Genomic DNA, 16,122 nt, shown 5'->3' with positions numbered 1-16,122 from the left:
ATCGAAATAAATAATGCAAAATAAAATTTCATACGGTGTAAGCACTTGGCTTTGGCAATCACCATTTACAACAGCATCTATTTCATTATTCCCGAAAATTAAAGCAATGGGTTTTGACGTTGTTGAAATTCCTGTTGAAGACCCAAAATTAATTGATGGCACCATTGTAAAAAAAGCACTAGATGACAACGGATTAACTCCAACTGTTTGCGGTGTTTTTGGACCAACAAAAGATTTAACTTCAGACGATGTCGCTTTACATAAAAATTGTTTCACTTATGTAGAACAGTGTTTTGAGCTTGGTTCTATTTTAGAAGTTGATTTTTTAGCTGGCCCCATGTACTCTGCGGTAGGCAAAGCGAGAATGGTAACTGATGAGCAGCGAAATAATGAATGGGAACTTGCAGTTAGCAATCTGTATAAGGTATGTGAAATAGCAAAAAAATTTAACCAATACATAGCAATTGAACCACTGAATCGATTTGAATCAGATTTAGTAAACACAGCTGAAGATGTAATGTGTCTCGTAGATGATATTAATCATGAAAACGCCAAGGTGTTATTAGATGGATTTCATATGACTATTGAAGAAAAAAACATTCGCGAAGCCATTAATTCAGTTGGTGACAAATTAATTCATGTACAAGTTTCAGAAAATCATCGTGGAATTCCTGGCACAGGTTTAACCCCTTGGAATGATTTTAAAATGGGCTTAGAAGACATCAATTATTCTGGCGCCATGGTCATTGAAAGTTTTACACCTGAGATTAAAGAATTAGCAGGTGCCGTGTGTATCTGGAAGCATCTTGCAAATAGCCAAGATGAATTTGCATCAGAGGGACTTAAATTTTTAAAACAAACATTCAATTCTTAAACCTATAAAAATGAGTGATAAAAAAATTAATATAGCTATCGTTGGACTTGGTTTTGGCGCTGAGTTTATTCCTATTTATCAAAAACATCCGAATGCAAATCTGATTGCAATTTGTCAACGAAACGAATCTAAGTTGAATGAGTTAGGAGACCTTTTTAAGATTGAAAAGATATATACTTCATATGACGAATTACTAAAAGATCCAGATGTTGATGCTGTTCACATAAATACACCTATTCCAAATCATGGTGAACAATCAATAAAAGCGCTTAAAGCTGGCAAGCATGTTGCTTGTACGGTACCAATGGCTACCTCAGTTGAGGAATGTGAAGAAATTGTTCGTTTGTGCGAAACAACAGGCCTAACCTACATGATGATGGAAACTGTAGTGTACGCGCGTGAATTTTTGTACATGAAAGAACTTTATGAAAATGGTGATCTTGGTAAAGTGCAGTTTCTAAAAGCAAGCCATCAGCAAGATATGGATGGATGGCCAAACTACTGGCCTGGCTTACCACCTATGCATTACGCTACACATTGTGTTGGCCCCGTTTTAGGTTTAACCCAATCAGAAGCTGAATATGTTTCTTGCTTTGGATCTGGTACTATTCGTGAAGAGTTAATAAAAGAATACAACTCGCCTTTTGCAGTAGAAACTACTCATATTAAATTCAGAAATTCAGATTTGAGCGCTCAAGTTTATCGATCTCTTTTTGATGTTGCACGTCAGTATCGTGAAAGTTTTGAAGTATATGGTTCTAAAAAATCTGTAGAATGGCCATTAATTGAAGGCAAACCATTAGTGGTTCATACTGCTAAAAAGCCTGAGCCAGAAATACCTAAGGAAACTGAATGCCCTGATTTCGCAAAATTACTTCCAAAAGAAATTCAGCATTTTACAACTAAAGGAGTCTATGATGACGATGAGCATCAACATTTATCATTTACACAAGGTGCTGGCCATGGTGGCTCACATCCACATTTGGTACATGAATTTGTAAATGCTCTAATCACAAAATCGGCACCCTACCCAAATGCTAAACAATCAGCAAATATGACCTGTGTGGGTATTTTATCTCATGAGTCTGCTATGAAGGGTGGTGAGTTAATGAAACTACCAGACTTTACTTTTTCTGATTAAATTTTTAGATTTTTTCGAAATCTAATTCCAAAAAATCAGCAACATAATTCACCCAGAAATTTTGCACAAAAGCAATATGTTCTGGGTGTTTGTTATAAGTATTATAGGCTTCTAGATTATTAAATTGCATGAAGATGCCATAATCATATGTATTCTTTGTACTTATTTGGCGCAAACATTCAAAATTTTGAACCCCCTCAATTAATCGTAGTTTTTCAACCTCAGCAAGAAATATTTTTTCTTCAGAAGAACCAACCGCATACTTCAACTTAAAAACAACACTATGCCGAATCATAATTAATTATTTAATGAAGGGCTTACTTTATCTTTCTGAATTATTCTACTAAAAACCAAAAACAATCCCCCACAAAGTAACCAAGCAGGAAGTGTTACAAACGACAGAAAAACATCAAATTGAACGGATATAAAATAAAATAATCCAAAGCTTATAGCCCATGCAAAAAACACGGCTTTGTTGAATTTGATATTCGCTACCTCAGCATAATTTTTGACAATACCAGCTTGCTTGTGATAAAAATGTTCAAAAACAATTACTGCTCCAAAGGGTGCTAAAATAAATCCGTACAACGCTACAAATCCTAATAATTTCATTGCGAATGCTGGAAATAATCCGGCAATGGTAGCAACAGTTCCAGCAAGTATGGTAACCCAAAAAGTAGACAACTTCGGTAGTATTGCTTGAAAAGCAAGTCCGGCTCTGTAAATTGTCGGGTTAGCGGTAGTCCATCCAGCAAGAACAACAGCAATAATTCCAAAAATACCAATGGCATTATGTGCCAACGGACCTGGAGCTACTGGTGGCGCCTCTCCACTTGATAAAAATGCTTGAGCTTCAGGTGATTTTAAATATACTGCATATAAAAGGGCAGCGGCAATCCAAGCCATATAATGCCCTACATACATACCAGCAGCGGTTGTCCACCCAGAACTTTCTTTTTTCGCAAAACGGAAAACCGATAAATCTGACATACCAATATGCATTGCCGCGTTTGCAAACCAAGACCAAATAAGCACATGCCAAAAAGTATATTTTAATTGGCCTGGAAAAGGTTCAGAACCCTCACCCCAAATATTCCAAAAGTCAGAAAAGCTTTTAACTCCTAATTGACTAAGAGCTACTATTCCACATGCTATAAATGCGAGTACAATAACAGGTGACATCCAATTCGCAGCTTTCGAAACGGTATCATACCCCTTTGATGCGATGAGCGAAATAACTGCACCAAGAATAAGAACAATTACCACCCATGTCATTCCATTTGGCATGGTATCCGTTAATTTAGGCATCTCCATTCCAAACGGAATTCCTACTGCAGTAGCAGAAACAGTAATCATAGATCCCGCCAAGAAACAAAACAAAATTCCATTCGCAAGGTTATAACCGATAACTAATTTTTTTCCTGATATTTTTTCTAATTGATAATAAAGCGTTAGTCTATTTTCAACTGCAATTTTTGCGGTTAAAAATCGCCAACTTAAAACAGCTAAAAGATTACCTAATAAAAGACCTACAATTAAATCGAAGGCGCTTACACCAGCAGTTAAAAACAATGGGCCAATCATAAATTCTGTACCCGCAGCATGTTCACCAGCATACATTCCTAAAAAACTTTTCCAGCTTTTTAATTTACTTTGTGGCACAGGTGTACGTTCAAATTCACCCCCAGCTATCTCTTCAATTTCCTGTTCAATATTGTATTCACTCATGGTTTGGTTGTTGGTTATTGTATCAAATGTTTTGGCAGGTCTTCTACTCGTTCACAGCAAAGCTGATCCATAACTTGTTTGAATTGGGTTTTTAACATTCCTATAGTATGGTCTCCTCCTTTATTTCCAAGTGCTCCTACGCCATACATAAATGAACGCCCCATAAATGTGAACTTAGCACCACTAGCCATTACTCTAGCAATATCTGGCCCTGAACGTAATCCACTATCTAACATAATCTCAATCTGGTGACTATATTTACCTACTACATCTTGTAATGTACCAATAGTAGACTGTGCAGCATCTAATTGTCTTCCGCCGTGATTTGATAATATAATACCATCAAAACCCATCTTAATGGCATCTTGGGTATCTTGCTCAGAAGCAACACCTTTTAAAACTAATTTCCCTTTCCATTTATCACGAATGGGTTTAATTTTTTCTGCGTTCAAGGTTCCTGAGAATGTTTTATCCATAAAGGCACCTAGTTGTTTTAAGTTGAGACCTTCAGGGGTATATGGTTTTAAATTTTCAAAGGTAGGCTGTCCGTATTTTAATGTATTGTAGGCCCAAGTTGGTTTGCCAAGAATCTGCATAATATTACGCACTGACATTTTAGGAGGTAGCGCTAATCCATTTCTAAAATCTCTAGGTCTAAAACCAAAAGTTGGCACATCACATAACAAAACCAAAACTGGGCAACCTGCTGCTTGTGCACGATCAATTACATCATCGCGAATAGCATCATCAACCGGATTATACAATTGAAACCACGCATTACCTTCTGTTAATTCGCTTGCCTTTTCTATATTCATTGTAGTAACTGTACTTAGAATAAAAGGCACATTATGCTTGTGGGCAGCTTGTGCTAAAATAGCTGGAGAATTTGGCCACATCAAACCTTGTAACCCTACTGGAGCTATTCCGAAAGGAGCATCAAATTCCATCCCTAAAACCGTAGTTTTTGTTGAACTTGAACCAAAGTTTCGAAGGTAACGTGGCTGTAATTGCACCTTTCTGATATCTTCAGTATTTCTAGCAATGCTCACATCTTCATTACATCCACCATCTAAATATTCAAAGGCAAAACTTGGTACTCTTGATTTTGCTTTGCTTCTCAAATCAGCCATTGATGGATAATCTGTATTGAAATTCTGAGCCATATTTTATTTATCTATAAATGGAACCTGTTTTTTTAAACTATAATTCTTCTTTAAAAATTTCGGTTTTAATGTTTTATCCGAAATAACAATGGCAGCTCCTAAGGCTGAACCAAGAGACGAATCTGTAGTCTTTAATTTCATTTGTGGCAAATAGTGCGTCAACAATTGAATATAGACATCATTGTCACTAAAACCACCATCTACAAAAATTCGTTTAACATTAGTACTGCTGTTGGCTGATTTAATACTTGCCACTTGTAATAATAATAATTCTATCATCAATTGGTGATATGCATACTCAAATTTATCATAAGACAATTTAGTTTCCGACGGCATGTCTTTACTTATTATGCCGCACCAATGAAACATACATTCAAAATCTTTATCAATTTCCGAAAAAATATTTTTATCAAATTTTATGGTCTTATGATAATCTTCAGGAACATTGTAATGCGATGACAAAACTTTCATCTGAAGCTTATATTCGTTTCCTAAAAACAGTCTTGAAACTTTTGTCGGTTTACCATCAACTCGCATATTAAAAAAACACTCATTTATTATATCTGTTTCGGATAACATGTCTGTTGCAAACGGATTTATTGAAATACTCCAGGTACCCGTAGAAACAAGTACGAATGTTTTTTTTGAACTACGTACATACGGCAAAAGTGCTGAAGAACTATCATGAATACCGACGCCCATTTTAATGGTTTTGCCATTATATGTTGTAAAAATGATATTATCGGCCGTCATGATTGGCGCTAATTTCTCATCTAACCCCTCTTTGCAAACCCAATTATGGTAAGCATTCTTTTCATAATCCCACAATAATGTATGACAACCAATACTTGTATTATCACTAACTGGAACTCCTGTAAAAAGGTAACTTATGTATTGTGGTAGATGTAACGAATATTTAATTTTTTTAAAAACCTCAGGCTTCGTTTGCTTAATCCAATAGAGTTGCATACCTGAATTCAACATATCAAACTTTGGTGATCCGGTAACTCTTGTTAGTTCATTTTCAGGTCCATATTTATTATAAAAAGTTTCAGAAATTTCTTTTGGCAATGGTTTAAGGTAATTATACAGCGGAAGTATTGCTTTACCATTTTCATCAATATGCACCATACTTGCACCATAAGATGAAAAATTGACCTTTTGAATATCGTACTCTTTAGAATTCAACATTCTATCTAAGACCTCTTTTGTCCAATTCTCAAGTGCTTCTAGATTTTCTGCAGGAAAACCGTCTTCATCTTCAATTTCGTCAAGGCGAATATATTCTCTGTAAACCTCCCTAAAATTCTTATCAAAAAGAAAAAATTTTTTGTTGGTTCTACCAATGTCAAATATCGCCGTTACCTTCTTTTTCATGCTTCAGAAATTAAAGTCCTGTTGCAATAGAATTTTTTCCTCTTTCTTTTATCAAGCTTTCACGAACCTTTAAATTTCGATATGTATTTAATGGACTTAATGCGCCACTATTTTCTAATCTAGCACGCTCTAAAAGTGGACGAACGTCAGTTCTGTATGCATTTTGAAGAATCTCTTGACATAGTGTTACGTCATTTTCTTGTTGCGCCATTTTCAATTGTTCTTGATCAATTAATAAGGCCTTTGCATATGCTTCTTGAATTGCTTCTAATGATTGCATTAAATCTTCCATTGGATCTTTAATGTTATGACTTGCATCAATCATCCAAGCCGGATATGGGTTTTGAGGATTATTCTGCATTCCATAAACCAATTCATTAAAAATTAAAAACAATGCATATGGCTTAACACTGCCTACGGTACTGTCATCATCGCCATACTTACTATCATTAAAGTGAAAACCACCCAATTTACCCTTAAGCATTAAGGTTGAAACAATTTGCTCAATATTTGTATTCGGTAAGTGATGACCTAAATCTACCAATGTATACGCCTTTTCACCACAAGCATTAGCCAACATAAAAGATGTACCCCAATCTTGAATCACCGTACTATAAAAATTAGGCTCATACGGCTTGTATTCAATAAAGAGTTTCCAATCATCTGCCAATGTATCGTAAATTTCTTTTAAACTATTTTCAGTATTTATAAGTGCACTTTGAAAATTATCTTGCCCCGGAAAATTAGAGCCATCGGCCAACCAAACGGTTAAACTTTTTGAACCTAGCTTTTCTCCGATTTTTATAACATCTATATTATGTTGAACAGCTTGATCACGCACAGCTTTACTTCTATTAGAAAGCGAACCGAAGCGATAACTTTCTTTAGCATCTTTTTGATCTTGAAACGTATTTGAATTTACCGCATCAAAAATCAAATCATTAGCTGATGCCAACTCTTTTATTGCATTGTAATCTTCTGGAATATCCCAAGGGATATGTAATGAAATTGCACCCGCTGTTTTAGTTAGCGCATGTAAAATTCCAACATCTTCTATTTTCTGCTCTAAGCTTGCAGGTTCACCATAAAATGAAAATCTTCCGAATCTTGTACCACCTGCGCCCAATGCCCAACTAGGGATAGCGACTTGAAAATCTGAGAGCTGTTTTACAACTTTATCAACATCTAACCCTTTTTTGGTTAATGTATTTGATAGAAAATCAAAACCATCATTATGGGTAGATCTGTTCTTTTGATTTTCTGATTGTATCTGTTCTTTATCTATTCTCATACCTTGAAATTATCAGCGTAATTCTATTAAAAGATACCTGTCCGATTTTATAACCTAGACAGGTATATTTTATCTAATTTAAAAGTTATCTCACAAATGCATTGGCCATTCCGCCATCTACATTAATAATATTTCCTGTAGTTTTTTCTAAAATTGCCACACATGCAAAAACACCATTAGCAATATCTGCAGGGTAAATAATTTCATTAAGCAAATTGCGCTTTGCATAATGCGCTGGCAGTTCTTCTACAGTAATTCCGTACGCTTTCGCTCTACCTTCAGCCCATTCGCCTTCCCAAATTTTGCTTCCTACTATTACACCATCAGGATTAACAGTATTCACTCTAATTTTATCGTTGCCTAATTCAGCAGCTAATAATCTTGACATGTGTTGTTGTGCCGCCTTAGCCGTACCGTATGCAACATTATTTGGACCAGAAACCAAACCATTCTTACTTGCAATACTAATAAAATCGCCTCCTTGACCCTGTTTACGCATTACAGCCACGGCTTGTTTAGCCAACTCAAATTGCCCTTTTACTAATACATCTTGTAATATGTTCCAATCTTTTTCTGTGGTATCTTCTAAAGGTTTAGAAATAGCCAAACCTGCACTATGTACAACTATATCTACACCGCCAAACTCTAAACATGCTTTCTTATAAGATTCTGCAATAGATTCACTTTTTATAACATCACAAACAGCATAACTAGCGGTATCTTTTGCGTATGTTCCTACAGCTTCTTTCAACCTATCCTCAGCAATATCAGTCAAGACAACATTAGCACCTTCTTCTGCTAATTTATCAGCAATTGCCTTTCCAATTCCGCCACCCGCACCAGTAACTAAAGCTACCTTTCTTGATAATGGTTTTTCCTTAGGCATGCGTTGTAATTTGGCTTCTTCTAGCAACCAATATTCTATATCAAAAGCCTCTTGTCGTGGCAATGATGTGTATTCTGTTAGCGCCTCAGCGCCACGCATTACATTAATAGCATTTACATAAAACTCATTAGCTACTCTTGTGGTTTGCTTGTTTTTTGCAAAACTGAACATTCCTACACCAGGATAAATTATAATTACCGGATTTGCATCACGCACAGCCGGACTATTATCTTTCTTGCAAGTATTATAATAATCGCGGTACTCTTTTCGGTATTGCTCAAATGCTGGTTTTAGTTTTTCAAGCACTTGATCTGCATCTGTCAAATCTTCATTCGCATCTAATTGTAAAACTAAAGGCTGAATTTTTGTTCTCAAGAAATGATCAGGACATGAAGTACCCATTGGCGCTAAACGTTCAAGGTCATTACTATTAATAAATTCCATTACCACATCGGTATCGGTAAAATGGCCAATCATTCGCGCTTCAGAAGAACACAAACCACGAAGCAACGGCATTAACTGCGACGCTTTCTCTTTACGCTCGTCTGATGGCAATGATTGTATTTTTTGACCCCCGAAAACACTTCCGTTTTCTTTTATCTTTTTTTCAATAAACTCTGAGGCCATTTCAATGACTTCAAGGCTATTCATATATGACTCATATGATGTATCTCCCCAAGTAAAAAGTCCGTGACTTCCTAAAACAATACCTCTAATACCAGGGTTATCATTTAAACATTTTTCTAATTGTAGCCCTAAATCAAAACCTGGGCGCTGCCATGGAACCCAACCCATTGTGTCTCCCCATATTTCTTTGGTAACCTTCTCACTATCTTTTGCCGCAGCAACTGCTATTAAGGCATCTGGATGCAAGTGATCGATATGTTTAAAAGGTAGCAACCCATGTAACGGCGTATCAATTGATGGTGCTTTACTGTCTAAATCATAAATGCAATGATTGAAAAGACCTACCATTCGATCCTCATCAGCAAGTCCGCCATAAACATTCTTTAAGTTTCGTAGTCTTTCAGTATAAAGTCCGGCAATACCAGCTTTTGTTAACGTACCAATGTCGCCACCAGAACCTTTAATCCACATAACTTCTACTTCTTCATTTGTTAATGGGTCTTTTTCAATGGTTTTACAACTGGTGTTTCCACCGCCATAATTGGTTATTCTTAAATCAGCTCCTAAAATATTAGAACGATATAAAAACAGGGCCACTTGATCATCTCCTAAGGCAGCTGCCTTTTGATCATCCCATAAATAATCTACGTGCTTGAAGTTTTTAGTACTCATAAAATTATGTCTTGTTTATGAAACAAAGCTAATTATGCATGAGCGAAAAAGCGTTCTGTACAGTTCTGATAAATGAAAAATAGTTTTAAATTTTGGTTTTATCAGTGATTACTACTAAAGTGATTTTCTTGAAATCACATAAAACGGATTTTCAATTTGCACTTTTTGTTTGTTAAGTATTAATTGAGCGGCTTGTGAACCCAATTGTTCAAAATCCGTAGAAATTACTGTGATGCCATCTAAAAGAATCTCTTTTAATGGAGTATCATTATATGAGATAATACCCACATCGTTTCCTAAAATATAATTCGAAGATTTTATTTTTTTAATGAGAACAACAAGATCGTTTTCTGAAAGATTGATATAAGCCGTATTTTTCTCAATTTGCTCATTTTCTATTTTCTCAATCACCTTAAAATCATAAGCATATTCAGCACAAAACTTCACAAAACCTTTTTTTATTTCTAACGGATGATATGTTCTGTTTCTAAGAAGAAGTTTTAATTGCTTGTACTTTGTTAATTGTGGATTTAACTCGACTAAAGCAGAGTAAATATCTTTTTCAAAATCTTGATAAACGCACGCCACTTTTGAACCCAGGTGGTCGACCTTCTTATCTAGGATCATCAATTTATCTTGTGGAATGCTATCATTTACAAAATCTACTAAATCATCTCCGCCCTCTTCAAAATGACAAATAATCACATAGTGGGTATATTCCCTCAACTTGCTGGCTTCAATGAGGTTTTTAAATTGACGATAATTATTTTCATAAATAAAAAAATCGACCGTGGCATTATCGCCTAATTCCTTGGCAAATGCATCATAGATTATTTTTTTGTGCGGACTCAATTTATTGAAGAGCAAGAACACTTTTGCCTTTAATACTAAATCATCCTTCTTTATGTAATAACCCTTTCCTGGCACCGATTCAATTAGACCTATTTGTTTCAAATGATCATAAGCCCTTACAATGGTATCTCTTGAAATATCGAACTCAATCAAAAGTTCATTTACAGAAGGTAATTTATCGTTGATTTTGAGATAGCCATTTTCAATAGCCGTAAAAACAGAATTAATAATCTGTTTGTACTTGGGTATTTTAGAATCTTCTATTATTTCAATTAAGTGCAGCATATATTAAATTCTAATCTAAGTGGAAAACTGGAAGCAATGCTTTTTCTAGTGGCGAATTATCATCATTTACTTCCATTATATCAGCCATATAGGCCCACCATTTTTTAACTATAGGATGATTTGGCAATGCTGAAGTATCAAAATTATCAGCTAATTTTTGAACAGCAAATAATATTGAAGTTTCTTGATCTAAAAAAATACTATAATCCGAAATCCCTGATGCAGAAAGCAACGCAGCCAATTCAGGCCAAATTTCATCATGTCGTTTTTTGTATTCTTCTTCGAAGCCAGGTTTCAACTTCATCTTAAAAGCATTAGTTTTCATATCCTATTTTAAAAGTATTATAGCCCATCCTCTTGAATTATTTATACCAATAGAATAAATAATTATCCGACGATAAAGTATTTGGTAAGATACCAAAATATCTAAAAACCATCTCTGTAATTACTACACTGAAAACCATAACAGTTCGGAACAGCTATTGAGCAACATTAATTTATATTTGATAGCATTCGAAAATATTTATTCAAGTCTAAAGTCGGCTTTATTTAAATCAATACAACTACTTGACAATAAGCCGTTTTTAAGTCTAAATTGAAATTATATGCTTTTTATAAAAACCAACATTCTTAAATTCATTCTACCTATAATCACATTCCTTATTGTTTTTCAATCTCAAGGTCAAAACTCATTTTTTAATGAAATTTCTGGCTCAAATACGGCAAAACCATGGACGCGTTGGTGGTGGATGGGTAATGCGGTAGATAAAGAAGGTATCAAACAAAATCTTATTGCAATTCAAAACGCGGGCTTAGGTGGTGTTGAAATTGCACCAATTTACGGGGTAAAAGGAGAAGAAGATAATTATTTGAAATTTCTATCGCCACAATGGCTTGAAATGCTAGATTACACCATAGCAACCGCGGATAGCCTAGGCTTACAGGTAGATATGACTTTAGGTACTGGATGGCCTTACGGCGGACCACAGGTTACCATTGAGAATGCCGCGACACGTATAATTGTTGATAGTATAGTAGTTAAAAAAGGGGCGCGTTTTTCCGAAAAAATAATTCCCTCAAATCCAAAAGATACGCTTAGCGCAAAATTAAATTATGTAATTGCCTATGGTAAAGATGGTAGCTATTTAGATTTAACTTCTAATCTTAAAGACAACAGCTTAAATTGGAAAGCTAAGAAAACGGATTATACCTTGTATAAAATTTTTACTGGAAAAACGGGACAGAAAGTTAAACGAGCTGCTCCTGGTGGACAAGGTTACACGGTAGACCATTATTCAAAAACTGCTCTAGAGCAATATTTGTCTTGTTTTGATAAAGCTCTATCAAAAAATGGTAACGGACTAAGAGCAATATTCAATGATAGTTACGAAGTGTATCACACTGATTTTACTCCTAATTTTTTTGAACATTTTTTAAAAAATAGAGGTTATAATTTAAAACCACATTTTCAGAAATTATTTTCTAAATCGGACACAGATTTATCAAACAGAATTAAAAGCGATTATAGAGAAACCATTTCTGATTTACTTTTAACAGAATTTGATGAACCGTGGACAGCTTGGGCAAACAAACGCGGTTTAAAATCTAGACTACAAGCGCACGGTTCACCAGGAAACCTTATAGATTATTACGCTGCTGCGGATATTCCAGAATGTGAAACCTTTGGATCTATGCCGTATGACATTGCGGGTTTTAGAAGAGAAAAAGAAGATATTAGAGAAGGTGATGCTGACCCGGTTATGCTAAAATTTTCTTCATCTGCTGCTCATATTTCGGGCAAACCTTTAGTTTCTTCAGAGACATTTACTTGGCTTCGTGATCATTTCAAAAGCGCATTATCGCAATGCAAACCAGAAGCAGAAGATTTACTTCTTAGTGGTGTTAATCATATTTTTCTACATGGATCAACATATTCTCCAGAGCGAGCAGCATGGCCTGGATGGAAATTTTATGCATCTGTAAACTTCAATAAAAACAATACAATTTGGAAAAATGCATCTGCCCTATTTTCATATCTTGAAAATTGCCAAAAATTGTTGCAAACTGGTGCACCAGACAATGATGTTTTATTGTATTGGCCAATTTATGATGAATGGGATAATTTGCACAATGGCAACCTTTTCTTTCAATTCAAAATTCATTCATTAGATGAATGGCTACATAACACCCCATTTTACAATCTTGCTACAAACCTTGCTAAAGAAGGTTACGGTACAGATTTTATTTCTGACCGATTTGTAACGCAACTTAGTTTCGAAAATTCTCTTTTAAAGACATCAGGCGGAAATTATAAAAGCCTTATTGTGCCAGATACAGATAATATGCCATTGGCAACCTTGACAAAATTAATTGAACTTAAAAAACAAGGGGCGAATATTATTTTTGAAGGATTACCAGAAACAGTTCCGGGTTATGGTGATTTACAAGAAAAAAACAAAGTTTTAGCAAATTTGATTTCGGAAAATAAATCGCTAGTAAAAGTCGAAAAATCTATTAACAACACTTTGGCTGCTGCCAACATATTCCCAGAAAGCATTGTAGATTCTGGCCTAAAATATATTCGAAGAACTATTGACGGTGAAAAATTATACTTTTTGGTTAATCATACTTCTAAAACTATTAACGGAAATTTTCCATTTCAATTTAATTCAGAAAATGTATTGTTATACGACCCATTATCCTTAAAAATTGGCAAGGCAAATTCGAATATTCAAAACAATACAACCATAGTACAACTTTCTATACCATCAGGAGGCTCTCTATTTCTAAAAACAGAAAAAACTTCAGACGCACCAAAATGGCAATATTTTGTAGAATCAGAAATAAAACATCCTATAAAAGGCGATTGGCAACTTCGTTTTCTTGAAGGTGGACCAGAATTGCCTGAACCTAAAACTTTAACAACTTTAGAATCCTGGACTTCATTTGGCAATAAAGAAGCAGCATTTTCTGGTACTGCGCAATATGAAACTACGTTTACAAATCCAGATGAAACTATTCAAAATTGGAAATTGAAATTAGGCGATGTAAGGGAAAGTGCTAAAGTGTGGGTAAATGAAAAATATATTGGCACTGTTTGGGCAAATCCTTTTGAAATTCAAATCGATAATTTAAAGAAGGGTCAAAACAACATACGTATTGAAGTGACCAACTTGCCAGCCAACCGTATTAGAGCAAAAGAAATGCGCGGTGAAGAGTGGAAAATATTTCATGAAATAAACATGGTGAATAAAGATTATGAAAAATTTGACGCCACGCTTTGGAAACCTACTCCTTCTGGTCTTTTGAATGATGTATCTTTAATTCCTTTAAAAACACAAAAAGAAAACTAGTATGAGAATTATGAAATTGACATGTACCACTTTATTGTTACTAATTTCATTTGTAGGACTTTCACAAAACTCGGTTATTTCTTTGTGGCCAAATGGTGCACCTGATGCTATAGAAAACAAGGAGTATATTGAATCATATACCCATGATGCATTAGGCGATATTCGTGGAATAGGCAAAGTTTCTAACCCAACCATTACTCCATTTTTAGCAAACGCTGAAATAGCAAATGGAACTGCGGTAATTATTTGTCCCGGTGGAGGCTATTCACATTTAGCAATTAAAAAAGAAGGTTACAAAGTAGCCCAATGGTTAAACAAATTAGGCATTTCAGCTTTTGTTTTAAAGTACAGAATGCCTACTAACCAAACAATGAAAGATAAATCTAAAGGCCCTTTACAAGACGCACAAGAAGCCATTCGATTAGTACGACGCAACGCAAAAAAATGGAATATAAATACCGATAAAATTGGAATTTTAGGATTTTCAGCTGGCGGTCATTTAGCTTCTACCCTATCAACCCATTATAATGACAAAGTATATACTCAGGAAGACAATCTTAGTGCACGGCCTGATTTTTCGGTTTTAATATATCCGGTAGTATCAATGAAAAATGGTACAACACATCAAGGTTCAAGGAAAAATTTAATTGGCGAAAATCCTTCCGCAGAATTGATTTCATGGTATTCCAATGCAAGTCAAATTACAACTGAAACACCACCTGCTTTTCTAGTTCATGCAACAGATGATAAAGCTGTACCCGTAGAAAATAGCATTGAGTATTACACTGCACTAAAACAAAATAATATTCCCGTAGAAATGCATATTTACGAAAATGGTGGTCATGGCTTTGGTCTTGGTAATTCCGGCACAAATACAGATTGGCCGAAGAGTCTTGAAAAATGGTTTTTAGAAAAAAATTATATTAAGAACGACACTGTTTATGCATTTTCTTATTTCAAAGGAAATGGCGAAGACGGTCTTCACTTGGCCTATAGTGAAGACGGATACAAATGGCAATCACTTAAAAATGACGCCTCTTTTTTAACACCTAAAGTAGGTAAAGACAACTTAATGCGAGACCCATGCATAATTAATGGTGGTGATGGAAATTTTCATATGGTATGGACGGTTAGTTGGACAGACAAAGGAATTGGCTATGCCACATCAAAAGATTTAATCAGTTGGTCTGAACAAAAATTTATACCTGTAATGGCACACGAGCCTGGCACTAAAAACACTTGGGCACCAGAAATTAATTATGATAAGACTAGTAATAGGTATATGATTTATTGGGCAAGTACTATTGAAGGTCGATTTCCTGAACCAAAAAGCGCAAAAGAAAATAAGTATAACCATCGAATGTATTATACTACCACTGCTGATTTCGAAAATTTCTCAGACACAAAATTATTATACGAACATGGCTTTAACGTAATTGATGCAACAATTAAAAAGGTAGACGACACTTATGTAATGTTCTTAAAAGATGAAACTGTTGAACCTACTCAAAAAAACATAAAGGTAGCTATGAGCAAAAATCTTGAAGGACCTTATAGCAAACCAAGTGAACCTATTACTGGTGATTATTGGGCAGAAGGTCCTTCAGCAATGAACATCAACGGAAACTGGATAGTATATTTTGACAAATACAAAAACCATAAATACGGAGCAGTAAGCTCTAGTGATTTAAAAACCTGGGAAGATATTTCTGATGAAATTAAATTTCCTGAAGGAACAAGACACGGCACTATTTTTAAGATTACAAGAAATCAGCTTAAAGCGCTAAAAAAGAATTAAACAACAAATTAATTTTTTTTAGTCTCCGTTTGAATTTGAAAAATTATACTGTTGAACCACAATAGAAATTGATTT

12 protein-coding genes are annotated in these 16,122 nt (G+C 34.9%); 4 read left to right on the top strand and 8 right to left on the bottom strand.

Annotated features, from left to right (window positions below; genetic code table 11):
• Positions 1 to 13: 13 nt before the first annotated feature.
• Both JQC67_RS06600 and JQC67_RS06595 read left to right on the top strand, forming a co-directional pair.
• Positions 14 to 874 (top strand): sugar phosphate isomerase/epimerase family protein, encoded by an 861-nt coding sequence (locus tag JQC67_RS06600; protein WP_203252037.1) that lies wholly within the window; start codon positions 14 to 16, stop codon positions 872 to 874.
• A gap of 10 nt (positions 875 to 884) precedes the next feature.
• On the top strand, positions 885 to 2,015 hold the full coding sequence (locus JQC67_RS06595) for a Gfo/Idh/MocA family protein (RefSeq protein ID WP_203252036.1): 1,131 nt from the start codon (positions 885 to 887) through the stop codon (positions 2,013 to 2,015).
• A gap of 4 nt (positions 2,016 to 2,019) precedes the next feature.
• On the opposite strand, the gene JQC67_RS06590 is transcribed toward JQC67_RS06595, so the two are convergent.
• The 8 genes from JQC67_RS06590 to rhaM all read right to left on the bottom strand — a co-directional run bounded on the left by JQC67_RS06590 (position 2,020) and on the right by rhaM (position 11,221).
• The gene (locus tag JQC67_RS06590) at positions 2,020 to 2,310 is read right to left on the bottom strand and encodes a Dabb family protein (RefSeq protein ID WP_203252035.1); all 291 of its coding nucleotides are present in this window, start codon (positions 2,308 to 2,310) and stop codon (positions 2,020 to 2,022) included.
• A 2-nt stretch (positions 2,311 to 2,312) separates the two neighbouring features.
• Positions 2,313 to 3,743 carry a purine-cytosine permease family protein gene (locus tag JQC67_RS06585; RefSeq protein WP_203252034.1) on the bottom strand — a complete coding sequence of 477 codons (1,431 nt, stop codon included), beginning with the start codon at positions 3,741 to 3,743 and terminating at the stop codon, positions 2,313 to 2,315.
• Between the two features lie 14 nt (positions 3,744 to 3,757).
• A complete protein-coding gene (locus tag JQC67_RS06580) occupies positions 3,758 to 4,906 on the bottom strand; it encodes an alpha-hydroxy acid oxidase (RefSeq protein ID WP_203252033.1) in 1,149 nt (382 codons plus the stop codon).
• A 3-nt stretch (positions 4,907 to 4,909) separates the two neighbouring features.
• Entirely contained in the window at positions 4,910 to 6,283 is a 1,374-nt protein-coding gene (locus tag JQC67_RS06575) for an FGGY-family carbohydrate kinase (protein ID WP_203252032.1), read from the bottom strand.
• Positions 6,284 to 6,293: 10 nt separating this feature from the next.
• On the bottom strand, positions 6,294 to 7,574 hold the full coding sequence (locus JQC67_RS06570) for a sugar isomerase (protein ID WP_203252031.1): 1,281 nt from the start codon (positions 7,572 to 7,574) through the stop codon (positions 6,294 to 6,296).
• 85 nt (positions 7,575 to 7,659) lie between these two features.
• Positions 7,660 to 9,759: a bifunctional aldolase/short-chain dehydrogenase gene (locus JQC67_RS06565; RefSeq protein ID WP_203252030.1), complete on the bottom strand. Its 2,100-nt coding sequence runs from the start codon at positions 9,757 to 9,759 to the stop codon at positions 7,660 to 7,662.
• A gap of 114 nt (positions 9,760 to 9,873) precedes the next feature.
• On the bottom strand, positions 9,874 to 10,896 hold the full coding sequence (locus tag JQC67_RS06560; RefSeq protein ID WP_203252029.1) for a GntR family transcriptional regulator: 1,023 nt from the start codon (positions 10,894 to 10,896) through the stop codon (positions 9,874 to 9,876).
• A 10-nt stretch (positions 10,897 to 10,906) separates the two neighbouring features.
• A complete protein-coding gene (rhaM, locus tag JQC67_RS06555) occupies positions 10,907 to 11,221 on the bottom strand; it encodes an L-rhamnose mutarotase (RefSeq protein ID WP_203252028.1) in 315 nt (104 codons plus the stop codon).
• A gap of 280 nt (positions 11,222 to 11,501) precedes the next feature.
• On the opposite strand from rhaM, the gene JQC67_RS06550 reads away from it, so the two are divergent.
• On the top strand, positions 11,502 to 14,249 hold the full coding sequence (locus tag JQC67_RS06550) for a glycosyl hydrolase (protein ID WP_203252027.1): 2,748 nt from the start codon (positions 11,502 to 11,504) through the stop codon (positions 14,247 to 14,249).
• 1 nt (position 14,250) lies between these two features.
• On the top strand, positions 14,251 to 16,047 hold the full coding sequence (locus JQC67_RS06545; RefSeq protein WP_238934508.1) for a prolyl oligopeptidase family serine peptidase: 1,797 nt from the start codon (positions 14,251 to 14,253) through the stop codon (positions 16,045 to 16,047).
• Positions 16,048 to 16,122 lie beyond the last annotated feature (75 nt).

Source organism: Aurantibacter crassamenti (assembly GCF_016811105.1).
Classification (GTDB): Bacteria; Bacteroidota; Bacteroidia; order Flavobacteriales; family Flavobacteriaceae; genus Aurantibacter_A; species Aurantibacter_A crassamenti.
Note: the sequence above shows the minus strand (reverse complement) of the source record. Positions and strands in the feature narration are given on the sequence as shown.